This is a genomic window from Comamonas sp. AG1104 (assembly GCF_003350425.1).
Taxonomy (GTDB): Bacteria; Pseudomonadota; Gammaproteobacteria; order Burkholderiales; family Burkholderiaceae_C; genus Comamonas; species Comamonas testosteroni.
This window is the reverse complement of sequence record NZ_QQAS01000005.1, coordinates 405,588-429,724: the sequence shown is the minus strand read 5'-3', so window position 1 is coordinate 429,724 and position 24,137 is coordinate 405,588. Positions and strand designations below refer to the sequence as shown.

The 24,137-nt window shown below is 60.3% G+C and carries 20 protein-coding genes; 8 read left to right on the top strand and 12 right to left on the bottom strand.

What is annotated here, in order from left to right; genetic code table 11:
* Positions 1-44 precede the first annotated feature (44 nt).
* Entirely contained in the window at positions 45-1,178 is a 1,134-nt protein-coding gene (locus DFO48_RS16645) for a thiolase family protein (RefSeq protein WP_114864138.1), read from the bottom strand.
* Positions 1,179-1,199: 21 nt separating this feature from the next.
* Positions 1,200-2,000 carry an SDR family oxidoreductase gene (locus tag DFO48_RS16640; RefSeq protein WP_003077779.1) on the bottom strand — a complete coding sequence of 267 codons (801 nt, stop codon included), beginning with the start codon at positions 1,998-2,000 and terminating at the stop codon, positions 1,200-1,202.
* 116 nt (positions 2,001-2,116) lie between these two features.
* Here DFO48_RS16640 and DFO48_RS16635 point away from each other — a divergent pair, with 116 nt between their 5' ends.
* Positions 2,117-3,061 carry a GlxA family transcriptional regulator gene (locus tag DFO48_RS16635; protein ID WP_054075060.1) on the top strand — a complete coding sequence of 315 codons (945 nt, stop codon included), beginning with the start codon at positions 2,117-2,119 and terminating at the stop codon, positions 3,059-3,061.
* 422 nt (positions 3,062-3,483) lie between these two features.
* Here the strand turns inward: DFO48_RS16635 and DFO48_RS16630 are convergent, their stop codons facing one another.
* From DFO48_RS16630 to DFO48_RS16615, 5 genes are all read right to left on the bottom strand, one after another.
* Positions 3,484-5,217 carry a methyl-accepting chemotaxis protein gene (locus DFO48_RS16630; protein WP_114864137.1) on the bottom strand — a complete coding sequence of 578 codons (1,734 nt, stop codon included), beginning with the start codon at positions 5,215-5,217 and terminating at the stop codon, positions 3,484-3,486.
* A gap of 416 nt (positions 5,218-5,633) precedes the next feature.
* Complete coding sequence (locus tag DFO48_RS16625) at positions 5,634-6,590, bottom strand: AEC family transporter (protein WP_114864136.1); 957 nt, start codon at positions 6,588-6,590, stop codon at positions 5,634-5,636.
* 138 nt (positions 6,591-6,728) lie between these two features.
* Positions 6,729-6,899 (bottom strand): nucleotidyltransferase domain-containing protein, encoded by a 171-nt coding sequence (locus tag DFO48_RS25315; RefSeq protein ID WP_158545677.1) that lies wholly within the window; start codon positions 6,897-6,899, stop codon positions 6,729-6,731.
* A gap of 50 nt (positions 6,900-6,949) precedes the next feature.
* Complete coding sequence (locus DFO48_RS16620) at positions 6,950-8,176, bottom strand: RtcB family protein (protein WP_114864135.1); 1,227 nt, start codon at positions 8,174-8,176, stop codon at positions 6,950-6,952.
* Positions 8,177-8,875: 699 nt separating this feature from the next.
* On the bottom strand, positions 8,876-10,453 hold the full coding sequence (locus DFO48_RS16615; RefSeq protein ID WP_114864134.1) for an RNA-binding protein: 1,578 nt from the start codon (positions 10,451-10,453) through the stop codon (positions 8,876-8,878).
* Positions 10,454-10,655: 202 nt separating this feature from the next.
* Here DFO48_RS16615 and rtcR point away from each other — a divergent pair, with 202 nt between their 5' ends.
* Positions 10,656-12,266, top strand: a complete 1,611-nt coding sequence (gene rtcR, locus DFO48_RS16610) for an RNA repair transcriptional activator RtcR (RefSeq protein ID WP_114864133.1) — start codon at positions 10,656-10,658, stop codon at positions 12,264-12,266.
* Positions 12,267-12,368: 102 nt separating this feature from the next.
* A complete protein-coding gene (gene sbcB, locus DFO48_RS16605) occupies positions 12,369-13,808 on the top strand; it encodes an exodeoxyribonuclease I (RefSeq protein WP_114864132.1) in 1,440 nt (479 codons plus the stop codon).
* Positions 13,809-13,844: 36 nt separating this feature from the next.
* On the opposite strand, the gene DFO48_RS16600 is transcribed toward sbcB, so the two are convergent.
* On the bottom strand, positions 13,845-14,867 hold the full coding sequence (locus DFO48_RS16600; protein WP_114864131.1) for an ABC transporter substrate-binding protein: 1,023 nt from the start codon (positions 14,865-14,867) through the stop codon (positions 13,845-13,847).
* A gap of 319 nt (positions 14,868-15,186) precedes the next feature.
* Here DFO48_RS16600 and DFO48_RS16595 point away from each other — a divergent pair, with 319 nt between their 5' ends.
* Entirely contained in the window at positions 15,187-15,840 is a 654-nt protein-coding gene (locus DFO48_RS16595) for a flavin reductase family protein (RefSeq protein ID WP_114864130.1), read from the top strand.
* A 6-nt stretch (positions 15,841-15,846) separates the two neighbouring features.
* On the opposite strand, the gene DFO48_RS16590 is transcribed toward DFO48_RS16595, so the two are convergent.
* Together DFO48_RS16590 and DFO48_RS16585 are read right to left on the bottom strand one after the other, a co-directional pair.
* Positions 15,847-16,464 (bottom strand): N-methyl-D-aspartate receptor NMDAR2C subunit, encoded by a 618-nt coding sequence (locus DFO48_RS16590; RefSeq protein ID WP_114864129.1) that lies wholly within the window; start codon positions 16,462-16,464, stop codon positions 15,847-15,849.
* Between the two features lie 72 nt (positions 16,465-16,536).
* On the bottom strand, positions 16,537-17,766 hold the full coding sequence (locus DFO48_RS16585; protein WP_114864264.1) for a nucleoside recognition domain-containing protein: 1,230 nt from the start codon (positions 17,764-17,766) through the stop codon (positions 16,537-16,539).
* A gap of 134 nt (positions 17,767-17,900) precedes the next feature.
* On the opposite strand from DFO48_RS16585, the gene DFO48_RS16580 reads away from it, so the two are divergent.
* A complete protein-coding gene (locus tag DFO48_RS16580) occupies positions 17,901-18,326 on the top strand; it encodes a virulence factor MviN (protein WP_114864128.1) in 426 nt (141 codons plus the stop codon).
* A gap of 7 nt (positions 18,327-18,333) precedes the next feature.
* On the opposite strand, the gene DFO48_RS16575 is transcribed toward DFO48_RS16580, so the two are convergent.
* Positions 18,334-19,476, bottom strand: coding sequence for a PQQ-dependent sugar dehydrogenase (locus tag DFO48_RS16575; protein WP_114864127.1), 1,143 nt, complete (start codon positions 19,474-19,476; stop codon positions 18,334-18,336).
* Positions 19,477-19,663: 187 nt separating this feature from the next.
* Here DFO48_RS16575 and DFO48_RS16570 point away from each other — a divergent pair, with 187 nt between their 5' ends.
* Both DFO48_RS16570 and DFO48_RS16565 read left to right on the top strand, forming a co-directional pair.
* Positions 19,664-20,368, top strand: a complete 705-nt coding sequence (locus tag DFO48_RS16570; RefSeq protein ID WP_003053809.1) for a YebC/PmpR family DNA-binding transcriptional regulator — start codon at positions 19,664-19,666, stop codon at positions 20,366-20,368.
* Between the two features lie 129 nt (positions 20,369-20,497).
* The gene (locus DFO48_RS16565; protein WP_233506425.1) at positions 20,498-22,372 is read left to right on the top strand and encodes a hypothetical protein; all 1,875 of its coding nucleotides are present in this window, start codon (positions 20,498-20,500) and stop codon (positions 22,370-22,372) included.
* Between the two features lie 513 nt (positions 22,373-22,885).
* Here the strand turns inward: DFO48_RS16565 and DFO48_RS16560 are convergent.
* Entirely contained in the window at positions 22,886-23,449 is a 564-nt protein-coding gene (locus DFO48_RS16560; RefSeq protein WP_114864125.1) for a helix-turn-helix domain-containing protein, read from the bottom strand.
* 466 nt (positions 23,450-23,915) lie between these two features.
* Between DFO48_RS16560 and DFO48_RS25310 the strand changes: the two genes are divergently transcribed.
* Positions 23,916-24,059, top strand: coding sequence for a hypothetical protein (locus DFO48_RS25310; protein ID WP_158545676.1), 144 nt, complete (start codon positions 23,916-23,918; stop codon positions 24,057-24,059).
* Positions 24,060-24,137: the final 78 nt, after the last annotated feature.

Here is a 24,137-nt window from a genome sequence, read left to right as displayed (position 1 = left end):
TTTCCTTGAGTGGGGTTGAAGTCTTGGTCTCTGTCGATATGAGCTCACGGTCTCTCCAGCACCGTAGCAATACCTTGCCCACCGCCGATGCATTGAGTGGCCAGGGCATATCGTCCCTGCTGTCGTGCAAGCAAGGCAGCTGCCTTACCTGTGATACGCGCACCAGTGGCGCCAAGTGGATGACCGATGGCCAGCCCGCCGCCGTCGATATTCACGGTTGCCATGTCCAGGCCGAGGTCTCGGATGCAGGCCAGCGCCTGCGACGAAAAAGCTTCGTTGATCTCAACCACATCCAGATCGGCCACAGTGAGACCTGCACGGGCCAGCGCCTTGCGTGCGGCAGGTATCGGACCTATGCCCATGATCGCCGGGTCCACTCCCACGGTCGCGAAGCTGCGGATGCGCGCCAGTGCCTGCAGACCATGGCGTTCGGCAAAATCGTCACGGGTGACCAGCACAGCAGCAGCGCCATCGGTCAACGGCGACGATGTGCCCGCCGTGACCACGCCATCAGGCTTGAAGGCGGGCTTGAGCCCGGCCAGTGCCTCCAGTGTGGTGGCGGGGCGTATGCAGCCGTCTGCATCCAGCAGCTCTCCATCCGGTAAAAGAATAGGCACGATTTCATCGATCAGCAGACCCTGGTCGCGAGCAGCGGCGGCTTTCAGATGGGATTGCAGTGCTAGCAACTCCTGGTCGGCGCGGCTCACTCCCCATCTCTGCGCGACGTTTTCCGCTGTTTCGCCCATTGAAATATAGGCGTCGGTATTTGCCTGCAACTGGGGGTTCGGCGAGAAGTTGAAGCCGCCCTGCGGAACCATCGTCATGGATTCGACACCCACGCAGAGGAAGGCGTCGCCCATGCCGGCCTCGATCTGTGCTGCGGCAATATGCACGGCCTGCATCGACGAGCCGCAAAACCGGTTCACGGTCATGCCTCCCACGGTTTCGGGCAGGCCGGCCAGCAGACCGACGATGCGCGCCAGATTGTTGCCTTGCGAGGCCTCGGGGTAGGCACAGCCGAGGATCACGTCCTCCAGGAGTGCAGAATCGAGGTCCGAGCGCTTCAACAAACCCTGTACGACCTGGGCTGCCAGCGTGTCCGGCCGCATTTCGGCCAAGCGGCCTTTGCGGGCGAAGTGAAACGGCGAGCGCGCATAAGCTGCAATAACGGCTTTCATGACATGGGCTCCTTGCGATAGTCAGTGCGCAGCGGCGTAGCGCTGGGCGACGATGTTGCTGGACAACTGGCCGGCCATAGCTCGGCGTGCGCTCTCATAGGCATCCCACTTCTCGCCAGCATGCAGCGAGGGAATGGATACCTTTTCTCCACGCTCAAACCCCAGCAATGCGGCATCGACGAGGTCTTCGGCGCTCATCACGATGCTTGCATCCAGGTTCTCTACCGGCAATCCGCCGATGGCCCAGAAGTCCGTGGCCGTAGCACCGGGCAGCACTGCCTGTACCCGAACACCTTTGTCGGTCAACTCATGCTGAAGCGACTGACTGAAGGCCAGCACAAAAGCCTTGCTGGCGCCGTAGACGCCATTCAGGGTCTCTGGGGAGATGGCGACGACGGAAGCAATGTTGATGATCGCTCCACGTCCGCGAGCCACGAAGCCGGGAGCCGCCGCATAGGCCAGCCGCATAGGTACCGTGGCATTCAGATCGACCATGCGGGTCATCTTTTCAACGTCGCTGTGCAGCAGGGGCGTATGTGTGCCCATGCCCGCGTTGTTGACCAGCAAGGTGATGCTGGCGTCCGTGCGCAATTGCTCTTCCACGCGCGCCAGTTCAGCGCGGTTGTTCAGGTCGGTCGGCAGGACTTCTACCGCACGGCCGGTGCGAGTGCTGATGCTGCTCGCCAGCACGTTCAGCTGTTCGCGGTTGCGGGCGACCAGGATCAGGTCATAGCCACGCTGAGCGAGCTTTTCTGCATATAGCGCACCGATGCCGCTGGACGCCCCGGTAATGAGAGCTGTACCGAGATGGGTTTGTGCCATGGTGAAACTCCTTGAGGTTGATGGATGTTGTCCATGGCCTCAATGGTGCGATGTGCGGGGTTTGTCGTAAATGACGTATATAGTCATGAAAAAGGACATTGGAAAGGACGTTCCTTATGCACCGCATCGGTTACATGCTGCCGGAAGGCTTCCAAGTCATGGCGCTGGCCACCCAGGCCGTGTTCGAACTCGCCAACCTGATGGTGGAGAAGCCCTTCTATGAGGTGGAAACCTATGCGATGAGTGGTACGGCCCGAGCCTCGGCCGGGCTTGCATTGCAGGCAAAGCCCCTCACCGTACACAGCAGGGCAGACACCTGGCTGGTTGCGGGCAACCTCACTCCAAGGGACTTCGCTCCGGCACCGGAACTGATCCGGTTGCTGAGCAAGGTGGCGGTATCCGCGCGGCGCGTGGCCGGTCTGTGCACGGGCGCTTTCCTGCTGGGCGACGCGGGCCTGCTTGACGGACGCCGCGCCACCACGCACTGGTATTGGGCCGAGGCCTTGCAGCAGCGCCACCCACAGGCGCAGATTGAGGCCGACCGCATCTACATCGCCGACGGACCGATCTGGACCTCTGCCGGTATGACAGCGGAGATCGACCTGGCGTTAGCGCTGGTGGAAAAAGACCTGGGCGCGAAGGTTGCACGGTCGGTTGCACATCGCTTGGTCATGCACCAGCGCCGCTCGGGCGGACAGTCACAGCACTCGGAGATGCTCAAGCTGGCACCCAAGTCAGACCGTATCCAGCAGGCGTTGGAGCATGCACGGCGCAACCTTTCTCAAGCACTGAGTGTGGAAGAGCTGGCCGAGGCTGCCAGCTTGAGTCCACGCCAGTTCAGCCGGGTGTTCACGGCCGAGACGGGCCAGTCCCCCGCCAAAGCCGTGGAGGGCCTTCGGCTTGAAGCCGCGCGGCTGATGATTGAGGGCAGTCGGCATCCGCTGGAGGTGATTGCTCGGGAGACGGGTTTTCGTGACCGGCGCCATATGCGCGAAGCCTTCCTGCGCGGCTTCGGCATGCCGCCACAGGCTGTACGGCGCGAAGCTCGGGTGGAACTGTAAAACACCTGTACACGTTCCGTGAAACGCGTAACTTGCACCTTGCGTGGGGCGACCAGCCGGGCTCCGAGCCAACTGGCCATGATGACAATCTGTGAACTGCGAAGTACCGCCGCAGACGGCGGGGATATGCGAGTACTTGGATGTCTGCTCTAGCGCGGGGAGGCAGCTCCCCCAGAATCCCGATCCATCATCGTCTCGAATAAGAACAGAGTTGCTGTCAGAGGTGATGACTCATCACGCAGGGCTGGCCGTTGTAATGCTCCCAAGGAGCCACTGGCAGCAGGTCCTGGTGCGTGGAGTTGCTCATCGTCTACGCATATCTGCTGCAAAGCACGCAGTTATGCAACGACACCGATCAGTTCAAAAGGCGGCAGGCTTGACGCCTCACCGCCTTTGTTCACTGGATCTGCTCGGAAGCTTCCTCAAAAAGTTTCCCAGTCATCGCCATTCTTATCCGTAGCCTGCTGTGTTCCAGCAATGGCAACTGGTCGACGCAGCACAGGGGACTTGGTGGCCACGAGGGTCTTTGGTGGCGACTCCGATACCTTTGCCACTGTCGCTGGTCTTGATGGGTTGACCGACGCTGCCTGCATTGCAGCAGAGGTATTTTGTTGGTGCTCTGACAACTTGAAGACTGCCACTGCTTCGACCAGCGACTGTGCTTGGTTGTGCAAGCTGCTGGCTGCGGCGGCCATTTCCTCGACCAATGCTGCGTTTTGCTGCGTGGTTTGATCCATTTGGGTAACGGCTTCCCCAATCTGGGCCATCCCCGAGCTTTGCTCGTGGCTGGCAGCGCTGATTTCACCCATGATATCGGTGACGCGCCGAATGGCCGTGACCACATCGGTCATGGTTTCGCCGGCTTTGTCCACGAGCAAGGAGCCCTGCTCCACGCGCTGGACGCTGGTGGTAATGAGCTGCTTGATCTCCTTGGCTGCATCAGCGGAGCGTCCAGCCAGAGCCCGTACTTCGCTTGCAACCACTGCAAAGCCCCGTCCTTGCTCACCGGCGCGGGCAGCTTCGACGGCGGCGTTCAAAGCCAGAATATTGGTCTGGAAAGCGATGCCATCAATGACACCGATGATGTCGGAAATCCTGTGGCTGCTTTCATTGATGCTCTTCATGGTCTCCACTACCTCTGCGACCACTTCGCCGCCCTGTGTGGCAACAGAGGATGCATTCACGGCCATCTGATTGGCCTGGCGTGCGTTGTCGGCATTTTGTTTGACCGTCGCACTCAACTGCTCCATGGATGCAGCAGTTTGTTCAAGAGCACTTGCTTGCTCTTCCGTGCGGCTGGATAGGTCGTTATTGCCCATGGCGATCTGAGCGCTGCCCGACGCAACTCCCTGAGCATTGCCGCGCACCGCCGACACCGTGCTCACGAGGCTATGTTGCATACGTTGCAGCGCACTCAACAGTTGACCGGTCTCATCCTGAGACTTCACCGTGATCTGGCCGCTGAGATCGCCTCTGGCCACACGGTCGGCTGCTGCCATGGCCAGGGACAGGGGGCGTGTGATGGAGCGGGTAATCGTGATGGCAAGGGTTACCGCTAGAAGAATGGCGATTGCGCCTGCCGCCAACACTTCCTGGAACAGATTGTCGGCAGCAGCTTCAGCCTTCTGGCTGGCCACGTCGGAGCTTTGAGTCTGGTGATCCAGCATGCTGCGGATAACCCGCTGATATTCGAGCTGGTTGGGGCGTAGTTGGGTTTCCAGCAATTTCAGCGCTTCATCTCTGTGGCCCTGATCGAGCAGTGCAAGGAATTCATCACCGGATTTGAGGAAGGCCACGCGCCGCTGCTTCAGATCCTCCAGCAGCGATTGCCCCAGGCCGGAGTGAGTGTGCTTGCTCAGCGAATCCATTTCTCCAGCCAGTTCGGTGCGGGTCTTCTGAATCATGGCACGTGCCGAGGCCTGGAGCGTCTCCGTGGAAAAGATCGCTAGGTTGCGGAATTGAATCGCCTGTTCATTGGCACCATCCGTGATGGTGTTCAGCGTGCGAATGATCGGGATTTGCTTCTGGGTGATGTCGGTGAGGGCTGAGCGCTGAGTCGACGACCCCCAAAGTGCCACCCCTCCCAGCACTAGTATCAGCACCATCAATGTCATGAACGAGAAAGTCAGCCGAGTGGAAATTTTCAAACGATCCATTTCGCGCGCCTCCTTTAGCAGCCAATGTTTTCGGTTTGAGAGCTCGTGTCAATTTGTGTTCATGTATTCAAAGTGTAACTTTGTGCGGGTTTCAGGGGCGTCTTTTTTTATGAGTGATTGCGGCTTCTGAGCGACAGCGCCCAAGTCCTTGTCTTCTTCCTCCTTGCCGAACTGGATGAGCGTTGTTCCCCGTCTACTGATCTGCGTCATCCCGTCCTGCACTTGGGAGTAGCTGTCTGGACGCCAAAGCCAAGCTTTTCTTCAGGACAGGTCGAGATTTGCTGCAACTTTCACTGGCCTGCTCATGGCCGGTTCACTGCAATGTTTCAGCCAATGCCGCAGTGCCATGCGTCGGCAGGGCAAGACCGAGCTCCGATTGAATCAGGGTGGATATACGCGAAGGACTACCTTGATGACTATGTCCCATGCAGGACGTGCAGCAGCATCAGCAGCAGCGGCATGGTCACCAGGGCCAGCAGTGTGGAGAGAGCAATGCTGGCCACCACCTCATCCTCGGCAACCCGGTAGCGCTGGGTGAAGAGCAGTGCGTTGGCGCCCACGGGCAAGGCTGAGCAGATCAGCATCACCCCCATGGCCGGGCCGCGCAGTTGAAGTGTCCAGGCGCAGACGAGAAACACAAGTGGGTGCACCAGCGACTTGACCAGCGTGATGCGCATCGCGGCTCGCCAGTAAGCACCGATCCTGGTGTAGGCCAGCGTGATGCCGACGAGCAGCAACGCCATGGGACCCATGGCCGAGCCCAGCATCTTGAGTGAGGTATCAAGCACTTCAGGCAGAGGCCAGCCTGTCAATGACCACAGCAAGCCAGCCAGAATCGGCAAAGGCACCGGGTGGATGACGCTATTGCGCACTGCCTGCCAGACAGTGCGCCCCATGGACCGTTTGTTGTGGGTGTCGTCCGCATGCTGTTCACGGGAGGATGCCAACTCGAACACCATGGTCGCGGCCGTCAGCAATACCAGGGCGTGCACCGAGATCAAGGTGAACAGCGTCACCAGTCCCTGCTCGCCAAAGGCCAGGCCCACGAGCGGTACGCCGATCATGGCTGCATTGCTGAACATGCTGGCCAATCCGCGCGCCGCAGCCAGGGTGTTGAACCCGTAGACCAGCATCGTTGTCACGAATACGATGATGGCCGATAGGAAATACACGCCAATCGGTCGGTAATCCAATTCGCCGATATGGACCTGAGCCATGGTGCGAAACAGCAGTGAAGGCAGCAGCAATAGGAACACAAGGTTGGACATGTCCTTGACTGCTGCCTGTCGCACCAGTCCGACACGCGCCAAGCCAAACCCTGTACCGATCAACGCAATCACCGGTAGTAGGGCCGCTACTGCGGAACCATTCATTCAACTCTCCAACAAAACCGAATCGCTGCTTGCACCTTGCTCCAGGCTTGAGCATATGCACTTCTCGGGCGCTGAGCTTAACGCCTCTGCACACGCGTTTTCGGAATCTGCTTCACCTGTGCGCTATCGCACAACCTGCTAAATGAGCAAGTCTTGGTTGCTATTGGGCGAGGTGAAGCCCCAGCCTTGCTTGCCCGATTCACCGGCAAGCAGTGCCGTCATATCGTGCTTCTGTTTGCAGTGCATGGCGCGCATGACCTCCAGTAGCAGGTATGCACCCGGAATGGCTTTGTGCTCAATGGTTTGCACAATGGATCTCCTTTCTGGCAATGAGGCGTGAGTCCATGCTCCCGCTTCATTCAACCCTTGATGCAGATCACCTGCTTGAGGGTATGGACCACTTCCACCAGGTCCTTCTGGGCGGCCATGACAGCGTCGATGTCCTTGTAGGCCATGGGGATCTCGTCGATCACGCCTTCGTCCTTGCGGCATTCCACGCCTTCGGTGGCCTTGATCTGGTCAGCCACTGAGTACAGCTTTTTGGCCTTGGTACGGCTCATTACGCGGCCCGCGCCGTGGCTGCAGCTTTCAAAGCTCTCGGGGTTGCCCAGGCCGCGCACGATATAGCTGCGCGCGCCCATGCTGCCGGGGATGATGCCCATCTCGCCGCGCTTGGCGCTCACGGCGCCCTTGCGGGTGACGAACACATCCTCGCCAAAGTGATGCTCCTTCTGCACATAGTTGTGGTGGCAGTTCACGGCCTCCACGTGGGACTCGAAAGGCTTGGTAATCACCTGGCGCACGGTGGCGATCAGGTTGGCCATCATCACTTCGCGGTTGCTCATGGCGAACTTCTGCGCCCAGGACACGGCGCGCACATAGTCGCCAAAATAGCGGGCACCCTCTTCAAGGTAGGCCAGGTCCTGGTCGGGCAGATTGCGCTGGTGCAGCTCGGCATCCTTCTTGGCCAGCTCGATGAAATGGTTGCCGATGGCATTGCCCACGCCACGTGAGCCCGAGTGCAGCATGAACCAGACAAAGCCCAGTTCGTCCAGGCACACTTCCACGAAGTGATTGCCGCTACCCAGAGTTCCCAGGTGCTTGCGGTTATTGGTCTTTTCCAGGCGGGGGTGCAGCTCGCACAGCGCGTCGAACTCGTCCACCAGCGTGGCCCATTTCTGGTCCACCAGATCGGGAGGGTTCTCCCAGGCGCCAGGATCACGGCCACGGCTTTTGGGTGCCGACCCATGGGGCACGGCTTTCTCGATGGCCGAGCGCAGCGTGGCCAGGCTGTCGGGCAGGTCTTCGGCGCGAAGCGTGGTCTTGGCGGCCATCATGCCGCAGCCGATATCCACGCCGACGGCTGCGGGGATGATGGCCTTGACGGTGGGAATCACCGAGCCGATGGTGGCACCAATGCCCAGGTGCACATCGGGCATGGCGGCAATATGTTTGAAGACAACGGGCAGACGCGCGGCGTTGGCCAGCTGTTGCCGGGCCTCGGTTTCCACGGGCACACCCTTGGTCCACATCTTGACGGGCACGCCGCCAGCGACTTCCAGTAGTTGGTAATTGTGTTCGGACATCTTGATTTCCTTCAGGACCTACGCAAACAGGAGCGCAACAACGGACTACCTACTGAGGAAGTCGTCATGCCTGAACCCGTTTTGCCTAAGTCGTTTCCTTGTTGTTCATGTCATCGATGGCGGTCTTGCAGCGACAAGGGTTGGTGAAACATCGTGCTCTACCAGGCTGAGCTACAACAGCTTTGCAACTGCTGGCAGGATTCGAACCTGCGACCACGAGATTAAAAGTCTGTAGTTCCACCGGCATTCGCTGCAGGGCAGCCAAACCGAAAATTCAATGGGACTCACGCTTGCGCAAGTCCTGTTCAAAAAAGGCGGCGCGACCAGAGAAGCAAGACATAGCCATGACCGGTTTCCCGGCTGGGGAATCGAACCCCGGCAACCAGATGTAGTCCTGCTGGCATTCGCGCCAAACTCAAACCATGGTGATGAATGCCTTGCTGCGACAAGGGTTGGGTGAAACATAACCCGCGCTGTACCTTTGGCTACCGCTCGTTGATCTTTCGATCCGACGAGGCGGGCAGGAATCGAACCTGCAATCCGGGCACCCATGTAGTTCCACCGGCATTCGCAGCCAGTCATTCAAACCGTTCAACTTCATTCAGGACATCTGCTGCGGGCGACAAGGGGTTGGTGAGACGGGACAGTTTGGATATGTAGTCCCACCAGCATTCGCCAGCAACAGATGATCACTTCAACTCACTGAGGCTCGAGAGCGATCTTCTCGATCTCGCCCACCCAGTGCTCGGCGCCAAGCCTGCCTTCGGCAAAACTTGCCACCACATCGAACACCGCATCGCTGAAGCCGCCGACATTCAGAATGTCGTCACGCTCCATGGCCTGCGTTGTGCCATAGGGCTGGATGTCTATGCAGACCAGCCGGGCGTCGGGGTTGCGCTGCTTGATGCGCTCCCACTGCAACATGGTTTCGGTGGCACCGCGGCGCACACCATCGACCCAGGACTCGTTGTCCGAGACCATGATCACCATATCCACTCTTGCCTTTTCATCGGCCAGTTGCTTCAGTGGTGCACTGCAGTTGGTCCCGCCGCCGCCGATCTTTGCCAGCTTGGTCGCATTGGTCATCACCGAGTCGCGGCCGTTGAGTTCCAGCTTCACCACCTTCTGCTCGAAGGGCAGCACACGGGCCGTCCTGTTCTTGCGCAGCACGGCGGCGGCCATCAGGCCGGCCACATCGATGCAGCGCACCGCCGTGGTGGCTCCGGTGCGATAACCCGTCACAGGGCTGTGCATGGAGCCCGATACATCGGGGCAGACCACCACCGCTCCTGCAAAGCAGGGCACATTGGCAATGGCATGCTCCATGGCATCCTGCAGCGCATCGCGCACCTGGGCCGGTACCTGCTCACCGGCAGCCTGGTAGGCCGACAGCAGTTGGTAGGGCATGGCACGGGCCTTGGCCACGGCGTCGGCATCTCCCAGCTTGCGGGCGATCAGTGCCGCCATTCCCTTGATCTCGAACACGCCATGGCGTGCAAAGGTGTTGAGGTTCTGGCGCACCATCTGCCATGAGCCGCTGCAGGCGATCTGCGCCCATTGCTGGGCTTTCAGCTCGAGTGCGGTCAGCATCTGAAACGGAACATCAGGCAGCTCGGCACTCACCAGGCCCTGGGCCGCATCGCGCTTGAAGCGCTCGAAGGCCTGGGTGATGGGAGGCAGCTCCGCTTCATCAAAAGGCTTGCCGATCAACCAGGCAAACCATGCGGAACGCCAGGCCTCCTGAGGCTTGGGGTGCACCATCTTCACTACGTCGGCCAGCGATGGCTGCTGGCCCACGGAAGCGCTGAGCAGTTGCTTCTCGCTCGCATTGAGCAGCCAGTTCTGCACCAGCTTCTTGGGTGCCGAGCCCAGGGACTTGCGACCCATGGCGCCGCTGCGCACGATCTGCACAAAGTTGCGCAGCATCTTGCCGTTGTCGATCACGCGGCCAAACACCTGGTTCAGCAGCGCGGTATCCCAGACAGCCAGCGCGGCAGCCAGGGTGGCTGGCATGTCCTTCATATAGCCGCGTTGGCGGGCATAGACGGCCGTCTGGGCGGTAAAGCGCGTGTCCACCTCCAGCACTAGATTGCCCAGCTGCTCCAGCTGATCCTGACCGCTGGCATAGAAAGTCTGGCTCAGGCAGCCGGTCACGGCCATCTGGGCCAGTTGGTGGCGGGGGCTGAAGGCATAGGCTGCGGCGTCTTCCTGATTGACCGTGTTGGAGGCTGCAGTCAGTGCGCCGCGGCTGGTTTGAAACAATTGCGTGTTGACCATTCTTCTTCTCCTGTTTGCATTCAACTTGCAGATGCTTTGGTTATTGCAAGTGGTGTGCCAACTTCTCGAAGGTGGAGTGGTTAATTTTCAAGTCATTGAATTAATTGGATAAATTTCATTTCAATTGCTTTGGGTGGCAGATGCGGCGGAAGAGGAATTGAAAGATTATTAGAATTAAAGATAAATATTTATCTAAAAAGATATGTCAAAAAAGAATGTGGTGATTGGCTTCATGGGCACGCAGCTCGATTCAGGGCAGGGAGCAGGGCGCTGGAGCAAGTGGCGGCCTACGGTATCTCTGATGCAGCATGAAGACCAGGTGATAGACCGGCTGGAGCTGCTGTACTCCAGCCGCTACGACAAGCTGGCGCAGACCCTGGTGCAGGACATTGCCAATGTCTCGCCCGAAACCCGGGTCAATCTGGTGGAATTCGATGTCCAGGACCCCTGGGACTTTGGCGAGATGTATGCCTCGCTTTACGACTGGGCGCGCAATTACCGCTTTGATACCGAGCGCGAGAATTACTGGGTACACATCACCACGGGCACCCATGTGGCGCAGATTTGCATGTTCCTTATGGTGGAGTCGCGCCAGATACCGGGTGTGCTGCTGCAGACCTCGCCACCGCGCAAGCAGCAGGCTGGCTCGCCGGGCAACATGATCCTGATCGATCTGGACCTCACGCGCTACGAAGCCCTGGCGCAGCGCTTCCATCTGGCCCAGACCGAGGCGCTGGACTTCCTCAAGAACGGCATTGCCACGCGCAACCCGCAGTTCAACCAGCTGATTGAAGAGATAGAGCGCGTGGCGATTCGCTCGCGTGCACCGATTCTTTTCACAGGGCCCACGGGTGCGGGCAAGTCACATCTGGCGCGGCGTATCTTCGAGCTCAAGAAATCGCGCCACCAGGTGGCCGGCGATTTTGTCGAGGTCAACTGCGCCACCTTGCGTGGTGACGGCGCGGCTTCCACCTTGTTCGGCCACAGAAAGGGAGCGTTCACCGGGGCGGCGGCAGACCGTGCCGGCCTGCTGCGCACGGCGCATGAAGGCGTGCTGTTTCTCGACGAGATCGGCGAGCTCGGTCTGGACGAGCAGGCCATGCTGCTCAAGGCCGTGGAAGAAAAGCGCTTTTTCCCCATGGGCAGCGACAAGGAGGTCAGCAGCGACTTTCAGCTCATAGCTGGCACTCACCGTGACCTGCGCGTCGATGTGGCCGAGGGGCGCTTTCGCGAAGACCTGTTTGCGCGTATCAATCTCTGGTCCTATACCTTGCCGGGTCTGGCACAGCGCCCCGAAGATCTGGAGCCCAATATCGACCACCTGCTGCTGCGCGCCGTGGCCGAGACCGGCAGTTCCGTGCGCTTCAACGCCGAGGCCAGGGCGCTGTATCTGCAGTTCGCCAAGTCTGCCCAGGCTCCCTGGAGCGGCAACTTCCGCGACCTTGCGGCCAGCATCACGCGGCTGGCCACGCTGGCCGACAGCGGTCGCATTACGACCAGGCAGGTGGAGGCCGAGATCAAGCGCCTGGACTGGTTGTGGCAGCATGCGCAGAACCATGTCCTGCCCAAGGCTGAGGTGGATCTGGGCGACTATCTGTCCGAAGACGCCATCGCCCAGATCGATCTGTTTGACCGCTTGCAACTGCAGTCCGTCATCGCAGTCTGCCGCGCATCGACCACGCTGTCCGATGCGGGGCGCAAACTGTTTGACCAGTCGCGCCAGCAAAAAGCCGTGGTCAACGATGCAGACCGGCTGCGCAAATTTCTGCACAAATTTGGTTTGAATTGGGAGCAGCTCAAACAATCATATTGATAGCTGCTTGCGCTTTATTCATAAAGGATAAGGGCCAAAAAGGCTTGAAGTTGATGGGGCTGAGCCGCAAGCTGTGCCGGTTCGCAGGCATACTTCGGGCCCATGGCTCATACCTTCTTCTGGCACGACTACGAAACCTTTGGCGCCCAGCCGCGCTATGACCGTCCCGCGCAGTTTGCGGGCATACGCACGGATGACCAGCTCAACGAAATCGGCGAGCCCGTGATGTGGTACTGCCAGCCGGCCAATGACTATCTGCCTGATCCGCAATCCTGTCTGATCACGGGTATCACGCCCCAGCGTGCACTGCAGCAAGGCGTTGCCGAGCATGAGTTTGCAGCGCTGATCGAGGCCGAGCTGGCCCAGGCCGGTACCGTGGGCGTGGGCTACAACACGATTCGATTCGACGACGAGATCACGCGCTTCATGTTCTGGCGCAATCTCATCGACCCCTATGCGCGCGAGTGGCAAAACGGCTGCGGCCGCTGGGATTTGCTCGACGTGGTGCGCATGGTCTATGCGCTGCGTCCCGACGGCATTCACTGGCCGACCAAGGAAGACGGCACGCCCAGCTTCAAACTCGAGGACCTGGCCCGCGCTAATGGCCTGCTGCACGAGCAGGCCCACGATGCGCTGAGCGATGTGCGCGCCACGATTGCCCTGGCCCGGCTGATCCGCGAAAAGCAGCCGCGCCTGTTTGACTTTGCCTTTGGCCTGCATAAAAAGGACGGCGCCCTGCGTGAGATGGGCCTGCCAGCCACGCAGGAGCACGCGCGGCCCTTTCTGCATGTGACTGGCATGATCAGCCCCGCGCGTGGCTGCCTGGCCGTGATGTGGCCGTTGGCCACCCACCCCACCAACAAGAACGAAGTCATCTGCTGGGATCTGGCGGCCGACCCGAGCGAGCTTTCGGGCATCAGCATCGAGGACCTGTGTCTGCGTCTGTTCACGCGTCAGGCAGAGCTGCCCGAAGGCGTGAGCCGTCTGCCCATCAAGAGCATCCACGTCAACAAGTCGCCCATGGTGGTGGGCAGCCTCAAGACCCTGAGCCCGGCCATGGCCGAAAAATGGGGCGTGGACATGGAACTGGCGATGCAGCATGCGGCGATTGCCCGCGACCTGCCCGACATGAGCGCGCAATGGAAGGCCGTCTTCACGCGCGAGGCGGGTGAGCCGCTGGACGCGGACCAGGATCTGTATGGCGGCTTTGTAGGCAACGAGGACCGCCGCCGCCTGGAGCGCATCAAGCGCCTCTTGCCCCAGGAGCTGGCGCTGGACAAGACCGGCTTTGATGACGCACGCCTGACCGAGCTGGTCTGGCGCTACCGTGCGCGCAATTTCCCGCAGACTCTGGATGCCGGCGAGCAGCAGCGCTGGGAGCAGCACCGCGCTGCCTGCCTGATCGAAGGCCAGGGAGGGGCGCGCACGGCGGAGCAGATGTTCGCCATGATCGACACCCTGTCCGAAACCGCCGACGAGCGCGCCGAGGAGATTCTGGGCGAGCTCTACGACTATGCCGACGCCATGGTGCCCGAGGCCTGAGGCCCCGGCGGTGGCGCTGGCTGACTCAATGCAGGCCTAGCGTTTGGGCAGGATGTCCAGCTCTGCTGCGGAGGGCAGGAAGCTGCCGTTCCATACAGCGTTGGCCGGCACCGGGTTCTTGGTGGCATAGGCCTTGGCGACCTGCTCGGCCATCCTGGCCAGGCGCTCGGTGCGCAACTGACCAAAGCCTTCTTCACGTGCGCCCTTGCTGTCGATGGCGGTTTCGATCGTCAGCTTCAGGCGTTTGACCTCCTGCGGCACGTTGACCAGTCCATCCTTGGCTTTCATGGACGCAATGGCGGCTTCGGGATTGGCAATGCCTTCCCTGGCACCCCGCGCGAAGGCCTTGAGGAAGGCGCGCACGGCTTCCGGCTTTTCCGCAATCAGCCTGGGGCTGGCGATGATCACATTGCCGTAGAGCTGAACGCCGTGGGTGGCGTAGGGCAGCACCACCACATCCTCGCGCTTGATGCCGCGGGCCTCCAGATTGAGCAGGCTGGTAAAGGTGTAGCCGGTGACGGCATCCAGGTCGCCACGCGCCAGCATGGTTTCGCGCAGCTGCGGCTCCATGGTGCTCCATTGCACCTCGCCCACGCCATTGGCCTGGGCGAAGATGGGGAAGGTGCGGCGGCCGGCATCAAAGATGGGGGCTCCCATTTTCTTGCCCGTCAGGTCGGCGGCCTTGGTGATGCCTGACTTCCTGAGTGCCATCACCGAGGCCGGTGTGGTGTTGTAGATCACCATGACGGCCACGGGCTTGATGGGCGCGTCGGGGTTGTTGGCGTGGAATTCCATCAGCGCGGCGAGGTCGGCAAAGCCCAGATCATGGGTGCCTGAGGCCACGCGCTGGATGGCGCCTGCGCCGCTGGCGGCCTCCACATTCACATCCAGACCGGCCTGTTTGAAATAGCCTTTTTGCTCGGGGTGGACAAACAGGGCTGCAGGTCCTTCGAAGCGCCAGTCCAGCTGGAACTTGAGCGGCGTGTCCGCCGCCTGGGCAGCTCCCCAGCTCAGAGCTGCAGCGGCCGTGGCGGCCTGAAGAAAGGTTCGTTTGCGCATATGACTCCTTGGTTTATCGATGGCGAAGGGACTGCTGCCTGTGCGCAAGATCGATGCCAATGTGTATACAAAGCGTGAACCGCTGGAGAGGGCACTGCGACGGTGCGTGCCGGACCTGCATGTCCGGCTCTGGTGCATGGGGCGCCTGCGATGGTGCGTGACCGTGCGCAGATCGAGTGCGGGTTAGCTGGAGGGGCCGGCATGAATATTGCAGTCCTGTACAGCTTCAGGGCTGCTGCTGATTGCGCAGCCTGCTATCGAATCCATACCAGATCCGCCGCCAGGGCGAGAGCGGCCGCAAGGGCCGGGAGAGACTGCAATGACCGAAATTGATTTTGCGCAACTGGACACCTATGCCCGCTACAAGCTGATGGCCAGCCTGATCGTGCCGCGCCCGATCGCACTCGTGACCACGCTGGGAGTCGATGGCACGGTGAACGCGGCGCCTTTCAGCATGTTCAACATGATGGGCGAGGACCCGCCGGTGGTCATGCTCAGCGTCAACAAGCGCCAGGATATGGCGCAGAAGGACACGGCCACCAATATCCTGCGTACGGGCGAGTTCGTGGTGCACATCACCGACGAGGCCATGGCCGCCGCCATGCACCGCTGCGGCGACAGCCTGCCGCCCGAGCACAGCGAGTTGCAGCACACAGGCTTGATAGCGACCCCGTCGCAGAGCGTGCAGCCGCCGCGCATTGCCCAGGCGCCGGTGGCCTTTGAATGCGTGTTGCACGAGACGCTGGAGACCGAGAGCCGCTATGTCTTTATCGGCCGCGTCCAATGGCTGGCCGTGCGCGAAGGGCTGGTGGACACCGAGAAATGGCGGGTGCGTCTTCAGGAGTTCTTCCCCGTGGGGCGTTTCGGGGCAAGCTTCTACGTCAACTGCCGCGACCGCTTTGCCGTCGAAGCCGATGAGGGCCGGGCACCCGCGTTGAGCGCCACGGCCAGCACGATCATTGACGAGATGTAGGCCTGCTCAGGTGACCCGCTGCAGATTGCTGCGGGCCTTGGCCTCCAGCAGTTGCCGAAAGTGCGGCGTGGCATAGATGAAGGCCTGGTCCAGAAAGCCGCGCAGCACCTGCTTGCGCTTGAAGCCATAGACCAGACGCGGCACCCAGGCATATTCGGCGGCGACCTGGCGGTCGTATTCGGCAAAGCGTACGGGGTCGGCGCCCAGAATCGCCAGATCGATATCGACCAGCAACCTGGCATCGGCCTGCGTGGGCGTGGCGGTGTGGCAGGTTGCCATGATCAGCTCATGCACCCGGCGCCAGCAGGCCTCGGACGCGCCACTGTCCTGCAGTGCCTGTGCCGCCCAGTCGGCGCTGCGCAGCTCGTTATCGCTGGCCTTGATGTCGTAGACGGCATCGTGAAACCAGAGTGCTACAGCCACTTCGCCGGGCCGCTGCGCCTGTGCCCAGACGCAGTCGAGTTGGCCCAGGCATTCGGCCAGATGCTGTTGGGTGTGATAGTGGCGCTGGGGTTCGGCCCAGGCTGCGAGCAGGCATTGCAGCAGATCTGCGGGGGGGCTCAGGCCCAGGGCCTGCCATGTGCGTTGCCAGGAGGCTTGGAACAGGGAAGCTGCAGTGTCCATGGCCTTGCTCTCTCTCTCTCTCTCTGAATGATTTGATGCAAAACGGCTTGCAACGACCGCCAGTTCTGAGATTTATCCAAAAAATTGATAGCAAACCACGATGGCAGCGACCACGCCGGCCAGCTCGGCCACCAGCGCGCAGGGCACGGCATGGCGCGCGCGCTGAATGCCCACGGCACCAAAGTACACGGCCAGCACGTAGAACGTGGTTTCGGTGCTGCCCTGAATCGTGGCTGCAGCCAGAGCTGCAAAACTGTCCACGCCCTGGCTTTGCATGGTCTCGATCAGCATGGCGCGCGCTGCGCTGCCGGAAAAGGGCTTGACCAGCGCCGTGGGCAGGGCATCGACAAAGCGGGCATCCATGCCCAGGACGTCCACCGTCCAGCGGATGGCCGACAGCGCATATTCCAGTGCCCCCGAGGCGCGAAACACACCCACGGCGCAAAGCATGGCGACCAGATAGGGCAGAAGGTTTCTGGCCACATCAAAGCCCTCCTTGGCCCCCTCGATAAAGCTGTCGTACACGGCCACCTTGCGCAATGCACCCAGACCCACGAACAGCACGATCAGCGCAAATAGAGTGAGGTTACCCATGAGCGAGGAAAGCTGGGCCAGCGCCGCCGCGCTGAGCGTGGCCAGAAAGGCCATGAAGGCTGCCAGCGCCAGCCCCACGGGCAGCAGATAGGCCAGCACCACGGGACTGAACAGGGGCAGCCGCTGCACGAGTGCTACGCTGAACAGGCCCACCAGTGTGGAAGCGGACGTGGCCAGCAGAATCGGCAGGAAGACCAGCGTCGGATCGGCCGCACCCTGCTGCATGCGGTACATGAAGATGGTGACCGGCAGCAGCGTCAGTGACGAGGCATTGAGCACGAGAAACAGGATCTGCGCATTGGTCGCGGTGTCGGGCTTCGGGTTCAGCTCCTGCAGAGCGCGCATGGCCTTGAGGCCCATGGGCGTGGCCGCGTTGTCCAGCCCCAGCCCGTTGGCGGCAAAGTTCAGCGTGATCAGGCCCAGTGCGGGGTGACCGCGCGGTACCTCGGGCATGAGCTTGGCAAACAGCGGGCCCAGCATTTTTGCCAGCCATTCGACCACGCCCGCTTTTTCTGCAATGCGCAGAAAGCCCAGCCACAGCGTGAGCGTGCCAAACAACAGCACCATCACTTCGACGGACAGCTTGGCCATGGCAAACAGGGCCTGCACCATGGACGAGAACACATCTGCCTGACCGCCCAGCAGCCACTGCGCGAGCGCAGCTGCCGCTGCCACGAGAAAAAAACCGAGCCACAAGGCATTGAGCATATAAGCGCCTGTTTTGTACTGCAGCCGATTGTGGCGCGAAACCGGGGCAGCAATGGCACACTGTGGCACCTTGGTTGCCCGGGAGAGCATGACGGGCCCTCAGATGTTTTGAATCAGACAGGGACAGTGGACGGATGACAGCAAAGCAAGCTCTCTGGGAGCAGCCCTATGGCAAGGGGCTGGCTCTGTTGATGTGTCTGTTCGGTTTTCTTGGCCTGATGAGCGGATGGATGTTGCTGGAGGCCGATTTTTCAGACGGCTGGCGCAATGCCGCCAGGCTCCAGTGGGCGCTGGTGCTGCAGGCCATGCTGGCGCTGAACTCGGCCATGTGCTTCACGCTGGTGTGGCTGCTGTGGACGCGCAATCGCGCGGCTTTGCTGCTAGGCGTTCTTTACGTGGTGCTCGGCGTGGTCAGCCAGGCTGGCATGTTCTGGTATGTCAGCAGGCTCGGCAGCCAGGTCGATATGCTGTCGCTGGGCCTGTGGCTGGGAGAGGCCATCTTCTGGTTCTGCATTGTGGGCTATCTCTACTGGCTCAGAAGCCGCGGCGTGCTGCGCTGATCCGAACTCAAGGCGTTGCCAGCACGCGCATCAATTGCCCATTGGATGAATCGGTGAGCAGGTACAGCAGGCCGTCCGGTCCCTGGCGCACATCGCGTACGCGCTGGCCCAGGCGCGGCAGCAGCACTTCGGTGGCGGTGACCTTGCCATCGGCAATCTGCAGGCGCTGCAGTTGCATGCCTTTGAGCGCACCCGTGATGAACGAGCCTTTCCAGGCCACGCCATAGCGCTCGCTGCTCAAATAGGCGAGTCCGGAAGTAGCGATGGACGGTACCCAGTAATGGCGGGGTTGTTCCATGCCCGTCTTTTCGGTGATGCCGGCACCGATCTTGCCGCCTCCATAGTTTTCGCCGTATGTGATGACAGGCCAGCCGTAATTCTTGCCCGGCTCGATGCGGTTGAGTTCATCGCCGCCCTGCGGGCCATGCTCTGTCATCCAGAGCTCGTCTCCTGGCCCCAGCGCCGCACCCTGGCTGTTGCGGTGGCCATAGCTCCAGATCTCGGCCAGTGCATCGGGCCTGCCCGCAAAGGGATTGTCGCCAGGCACGCTGCCATCCTTGTTGACGCGCACGATCTTGCCCAGATGGGTTTGCAGATTCTGGGCCTCCTGCATGGCCTTGTAGCGCTCTCCGAGCGTCAGAAACAGCGAGCCGTCGGGTTTGCCGTTGACTTTGCGTTCCACGATGCGGCAGCCGAAGTGCAAGGCCGAATCGATCTTGGGACGCTGGCTGAACAGAATCTGCACGTTTTCCAGGGCGCTGGCGTCGGCCGAGAGCCGGGCTTTGGCCAGGGCCGTGCTGTTCTTGCCTCTGTCCGCACCTTGCCCCGGCTCCGAGAAGCAGAAATAGAGCTGGCGGTTGCTGGCAAAGTCGCTGTCCAGCACCAAGTCCAGCAGGCCGCCTTGCCCGGCGGCAGCGATGGCGGGAAGGCCTTTGAGAGGGGCGTTGAGCCTGCCCCCGGCCTCCACAGTACGCATGCGGCCGGGGCGCTCCGTGACCAGATAGCGTCCGTCCGGCAAAAAGGCCAGTGCCCAGGGGTGCTCCAGCCCCGTTGCCACGGTTTGCGTGCTCAGCTCGGCGGCCGCCAGGGTTTGCGAGCCGAGCAGGGCCAGCACACTGCAAGCGAGGGCGTGAATGGTGATGCGGTGCATTTTTTCCTCCTGGGTGGGCGGTCAACTGCTTGCTGTTTGCCTGTATTTATGACCCGGACTTGATGCAGTTTGCCGACAAAAGATCGCGCGCAGGTGTATAAATCCGGCTTTTGCTCGCCGATGTTTTGGCGGGCGGCTTGCGTGTGCATAGCGCGGGTTTTGACAACATTCAACAAGGAACGCAGCCATGGGCGCGCAATGGAAAGCAAAGGGCAAGGCGCTGGTCGCCGATGCCAAGGGTAAGCTGTTTGGCAAGCTGGTCAAGGAAATCATGGTTGCAGCCCGACTGGGCGGCGGCGACCCTGCTGCCAACTCGCGCCTGCGCATGGCGGTGGAAGCGGCCCGCAAGGCTTCCATGCCCAAGGACACGCTGGATCGCGCCATCAAGAAGGGCGCCGGCGTTGGTGCCGACGCCGTGAACTATTCCAGCGTGCTGTTTGAAGGTTATGCCCCTCATCGCGTGCCCGTGATGGTGGAATGTCTGACCGACAATCCCAATCGCACGGCTCCCAATATGCGTGTCTGCTTCCGCAAGGGCCAGATGAGCGCCGTGGCCTGGGATTTTGACCATGTGGGCATGATCGAAGGCGAGCCTGAAAACGGTGCCGACGTCGAAATGGCCGCCATCGAAGCCGGCGCGCAAGACTTCGAAGCTGGCGAAGAAGAAGGCACCACCCTGTTCATTACCGATATTGCCGATCTGGACGCCGTGAGCAAGGCTTTGCCGGCGCAAGGCATCAAGGTGCTGTCGGTCAAGCTGGGCTACAAGGCCAAGAACCCCATCAGCATGAGCAGCCTGTCTGCCGAGCAGCAGGAAGAAGTGCAGGAATTCCTGGCCGGTCTGGAAAACGACGACGACGTGCAGCATGTCTACGCGGGTCTGGTGGACTGAAGCCATTGCCGTCTGGCAAAGAGAGCGGCCCTGGGCCGCTCTTTTTTTGTCCTGAGTCGTCCCCGGCCTGCGGCCCGGCAGCCGCTTTCTATACTGCAAGCCTGCTGAACTGTCTTGTGGATCGACTTCATGGTTTTTTTACCTCGCATTCCCGCGCCTGTTTCCTTGACCGCTATGGCGGTGGCTTTGTTGCTGGCGGGCCCTGCGCCGCAGGCGGCCGAGCCTGAAAGGCTGACGGGGGTTGCGCGACAGGCGGATTCGCCTGCCGAACAGGATTCGCCTTTTTTCAGGCTGCGCCGTGCCGTGGTCGAGGCCGCGCAGGCCAGACGCTGGGACGATGCCATCGCCCAGGCGCGCAAGCTGCTGGACATGACGCTGCCGCGCGGCAATCCATACGAGCAGCTCGATGCATCGGGCTTGCTCTACGCCTTGCTTTATCAGCAGGGGCAGTACGCGCAGGCCGTGTTGCAGACCGACCAGATGATGGCTCTGGCCGCTGCCGACGGCTACGGCCCGGTCAGCGGTCAGATGCAGGCGCTGATACAGCGCGGTCTGACGGCCGCAATGATGGCTGGCGATCAGGGCGCACTGGCTCGCTATCTGCTGGCGCTCAAGCAGGAGTCCAAGGCTTTTGAGCCGCTGTGGCAGTGGAATACTGCAGACCAGCAACTGCACTACCAGGCCGCGCAGCTCAGCGTGCCGCTGGTGCAGGGGCGCTGGGTACTGGTCCAGCTGGAGCCGGCCAGGGATCGCAAAGAGGTCGCGAATCTGGAGTATGTCTACCTGAAGCCCGATGGCAGGCGCCTGCGGGTCCGCATGCGGCTCGGCTATGACGATGGTCTGAAAGACATGGAAGCAGCAGCCAGGCAGAAGTCGTTGCAGCAGGAACGTGGCATTTTTGCCAGCGAGCAGACGCCAGAGCCTGGGCTGAGGCTGCCGGCCCTGCCGTTCGCCGACGCAGTGCAAAGCCAGCAGGCCAGCCGCGAGAAGAGAGAGGAGGGGAGGCCCGACATCCTGCATCTGGATTGGGGGCTGGTGCGCGGCAACTGGAAACTGAGCCTGCACGCCGAGCAAATGGACAGCGAGCGTGATAGCGCGCTGCTGCAGCTGCCCCAGCTGTGGCAGGCCATGCAATGGCCCAAAGCGCCCGAGCTGCCGCCAGAGCTACCGCGCCAGGAGCGCGAGGTGAGTCATGCCTGGCGGGTCGATGACGACTGGCCCAGGGCCGGGCAACTGGCCCGCGCGGCCCTGGCCGATGCACAGTTCCCTGCCGAGCTTGCGCGCCTGAATACAGTGGCTGGCATCTCGGCCTTCAAGGCCGGTCAGCAAGCCGAGGCTGGCCGCTATCTGGATCAGGCACTGCAGGCCTGGCCCTATGTCAGCTTGTTCAGGCTGGAGTCCGAGCTGGTGGACCAGGCTCAGCAATATGGGGCTGAGCTGGCGGCGCAGCAGGGCCGCGACGCCGATGCCGCTCGACTGATGCGCCAGTACCTGCGCAATGCGGGCGGGCTGCAGAACATCTGGGTGCAGGCCCGGGACCCACAGGTGGCCGACCTGGAAAATCGTCGCACCGGCATGGTGCTGCCCATGCGCGCAGCAGGCTTTCATCTGCAAGAGCCTAAGGATTCGCAGCGCATGATGTACCGCGATCTGATGACCGGGCAGCAACTGGGCTTGACCACTGGGCTGAAGATCCCCGAGTCCGACGAGGTGCAGGAAAAGCTGCTGCGCACCGCGCTGGAAAAGCAGTTCCGCTTGAAGGCGGGGAGCTTGAAGAAGCGCAGCTTCACTGCACAGACGCGCTCCAGGGACCGACGGCCTGAAGGCCGCGAATGGACGTTTGAAGTGAGCCCGCAGGAGAGTAGGTCGGGCGCAGCTCCCGTCAAGCGTGTCGTCTTCTGGATTGTCGACCAGGGCGAAAGCCGCGCCATCCTGCGCGCCTCGGTGGCGAGTCCGCGCGAGCAAACCCGGGCCGAACAGCTGGCCCAGGCGCTGAGCTGGTGAGACAGCATGTATTGATATCTATTTGATAGCTATTTTCACAAGCAGGATAAGGATTTTGTACTAGATTTTTGCTGATATCTATTGGCGATCAGCGCTGCCTCTTGAGGACAAGGGTCTGCGACTTCGGAAAAACCTAATTGACTTGAAGTGAGCCAACCATACCTGCGCTGGGACATGTCGTGGCAGCAACTGTCGCCGCCTCACAAGGGACTGGAGATCAGCCCCGGCGCGTGGTTGAAGAGGGCCTCAGCGAGGCGGTGGGTGCATTCGGCAAGGAATATCACCCGCTCTTGGAGGGAGTAATTTCATGTAAGAATTGTTTGATTAAATAATAATCTTCTACTTAAGCAGCCTGTTTGCGCAGTTTTTAAATTTGTTCAAATCATTTTGATTTTATTTCAAGTTGAGATTGGATGTATTTCATTATTAATCTGATCTGGTTGAAGATTGTCGATTCAAGAGTTCAATAAAAAAGACACCGATTTACGGTGTCTTTTTTTAATCGCTGCTGTGTCATGCTGCATATCTCGTCACAGCGGCAGAGTCCGACTTCTTCAGGGCAGCCAGCACATCGTCACAAGCGGAAACCATTCTCATAATGGTTTCTTTGGTGAATTCACGTATTTCAGGCTCTGCTCTTTCTCCAATCACAATCCAGCCGCAATCTGTTTTACGCACAAATCCCTTGTCGGCCATTGCCTCCAGTTTACGGCGTGTGGTTTCTCGTGGAATACCCGTAATGGCTGAAACATCGCGCAAGCGCAATGGACGCAGTTTTTCTTCGCTCTCAAGACGGCCACGTTCGGACAGGACGGCATCGGGAACAGTGCCAGGTGGCATGAGATGGCCCACATTCTGATGGGCCAGGACCCCCCAGATGACCATGGTTTCGAAATCATTATTGGCAAAAAGCCGCGCTGATCGGAGCATGTGATCGATAAGGAATCGATTGGCAATATATGCGACTAGAACAAAAGATTTATTGTAGGCTATATCAAAATTCTGAAAATTCTTGAGAGAGTTGATTCTGGTGTGATGTTTGAACCCGATATTGAGTTTTTCGTTTATTTCATTCATGTTGTCTCCTTATTTTTTCGGTCTTCAATTAAATTTAATATAAATCATCGAAATGTATTTATTTATTAAATGTCTTGCAAAGAGATTTTTCTGAATTGATTGAATATTGATTTTTTCAGTGAAAAATCTTTGTATAGACATTTCAACCATAACATTGATCAATGTCAATGGCAAGGACTTGATTCTGGGCGATTTGTGCAGCGCGCCCATTTTGGGCGATATTGCATTGACGCCGCAAGACGGGAAATGAAAATCTCCCTCTATGAATATCAAGTCACATGTATTTACTGTCAGTTTTCTTGCTGTATCCGGGATTGGTTCTCCTCATGCCTGGGCACAGGATGCCGATCAGGCCTTTCGTCTAGGCGCTTTCGCCGGTGCCATGCATTTCTGCGGCGACCGGCATGTCGATCATCTGCGGCGCTATCGATGGGCGCAGCTGCGTGCCGCCGATGAGGTTTCTGTCATGCACCGCTCCGATCGGCTGCGCGCGCTGGCGGCCAGGGACAAGGCACTCGAGCGTGGCCAGTTTTTGGGCGCCGCACTCAATGGGCAAAGCTGTCGGCGCCTGCTGCGTGCCGGTGAGTGGCAGCGCTTTGTCAAGCCCTGAGGTTGGCTGATGACTGTCAGAGACCTTACCCCCGATTCGAGCCGGAGCGCTGGAGATTTCTCAGCCATCCGGCCTCAG

Excerpts from the sequence above, each read along its gene's own strand:
- DFO48_RS16645 (WP_114864138.1), bottom strand. The coding sequence starts at position 1,178 with ATGAAAGCCGTTATTGCAGCTTATGCGCGCTCGCCGTTTCACTTCGCC.
- DFO48_RS16640 (WP_003077779.1), bottom strand. The coding sequence starts at position 2,000 with ATGGCACAAACCCATCTCGGTACAGCTCTCATTACCGGGGCGTCCAGC.
- DFO48_RS16635 (WP_054075060.1), top strand. The coding sequence starts at position 2,117 with ATGCACCGCATCGGTTACATGCTGCCGGAAGGCTTCCAAGTCATGGCG.
- DFO48_RS16630 (WP_114864137.1), bottom strand. The coding sequence starts at position 5,217 with ATGGATCGTTTGAAAATTTCCACTCGGCTGACTTTCTCGTTCATGACA.
- DFO48_RS16625 (WP_114864136.1), bottom strand. The coding sequence starts at position 6,590 with ATGAATGGTTCCGCAGTAGCGGCCCTACTACCGGTGATTGCGTTGATC.
- DFO48_RS16620 (WP_114864135.1), bottom strand. The coding sequence starts at position 8,176 with ATGTCCGAACACAATTACCAACTACTGGAAGTCGCTGGCGGCGTGCCC.
- DFO48_RS16615 (WP_114864134.1), bottom strand. The coding sequence starts at position 10,453 with ATGGTCAACACGCAATTGTTTCAAACCAGCCGCGGCGCACTGACTGCA.
- rtcR (WP_114864133.1), top strand. The coding sequence starts at position 10,656 with ATGTCAAAAAAGAATGTGGTGATTGGCTTCATGGGCACGCAGCTCGAT.
- sbcB (WP_114864132.1), top strand. The coding sequence starts at position 12,369 with ATGGCTCATACCTTCTTCTGGCACGACTACGAAACCTTTGGCGCCCAG.
- DFO48_RS16600 (WP_114864131.1), bottom strand. The coding sequence starts at position 14,867 with ATGCGCAAACGAACCTTTCTTCAGGCCGCCACGGCCGCTGCAGCTCTG.
- DFO48_RS16595 (WP_114864130.1), top strand. The coding sequence starts at position 15,187 with ATGACCGAAATTGATTTTGCGCAACTGGACACCTATGCCCGCTACAAG.
- DFO48_RS16590 (WP_114864129.1), bottom strand. The coding sequence starts at position 16,464 with ATGGACACTGCAGCTTCCCTGTTCCAAGCCTCCTGGCAACGCACATGG.
- DFO48_RS16585 (WP_114864264.1), bottom strand. The coding sequence starts at position 17,766 with ATGCTCAATGCCTTGTGGCTCGGTTTTTTTCTCGTGGCAGCGGCAGCT.
- DFO48_RS16580 (WP_114864128.1), top strand. The coding sequence starts at position 17,901 with ATGACAGCAAAGCAAGCTCTCTGGGAGCAGCCCTATGGCAAGGGGCTG.
- DFO48_RS16575 (WP_114864127.1), bottom strand. The coding sequence starts at position 19,476 with ATGCACCGCATCACCATTCACGCCCTCGCTTGCAGTGTGCTGGCCCTG.
- DFO48_RS16570 (WP_003053809.1), top strand. The coding sequence starts at position 19,664 with ATGGGCGCGCAATGGAAAGCAAAGGGCAAGGCGCTGGTCGCCGATGCC.
- DFO48_RS16565 (WP_233506425.1), top strand. The coding sequence starts at position 20,498 with ATGGTTTTTTTACCTCGCATTCCCGCGCCTGTTTCCTTGACCGCTATG.
- DFO48_RS16560 (WP_114864125.1), bottom strand. The coding sequence starts at position 23,449 with ATGAATGAAATAAACGAAAAACTCAATATCGGGTTCAAACATCACACC.
- DFO48_RS25310 (WP_158545676.1), top strand. The coding sequence starts at position 23,916 with ATGCACCGCTCCGATCGGCTGCGCGCGCTGGCGGCCAGGGACAAGGCA.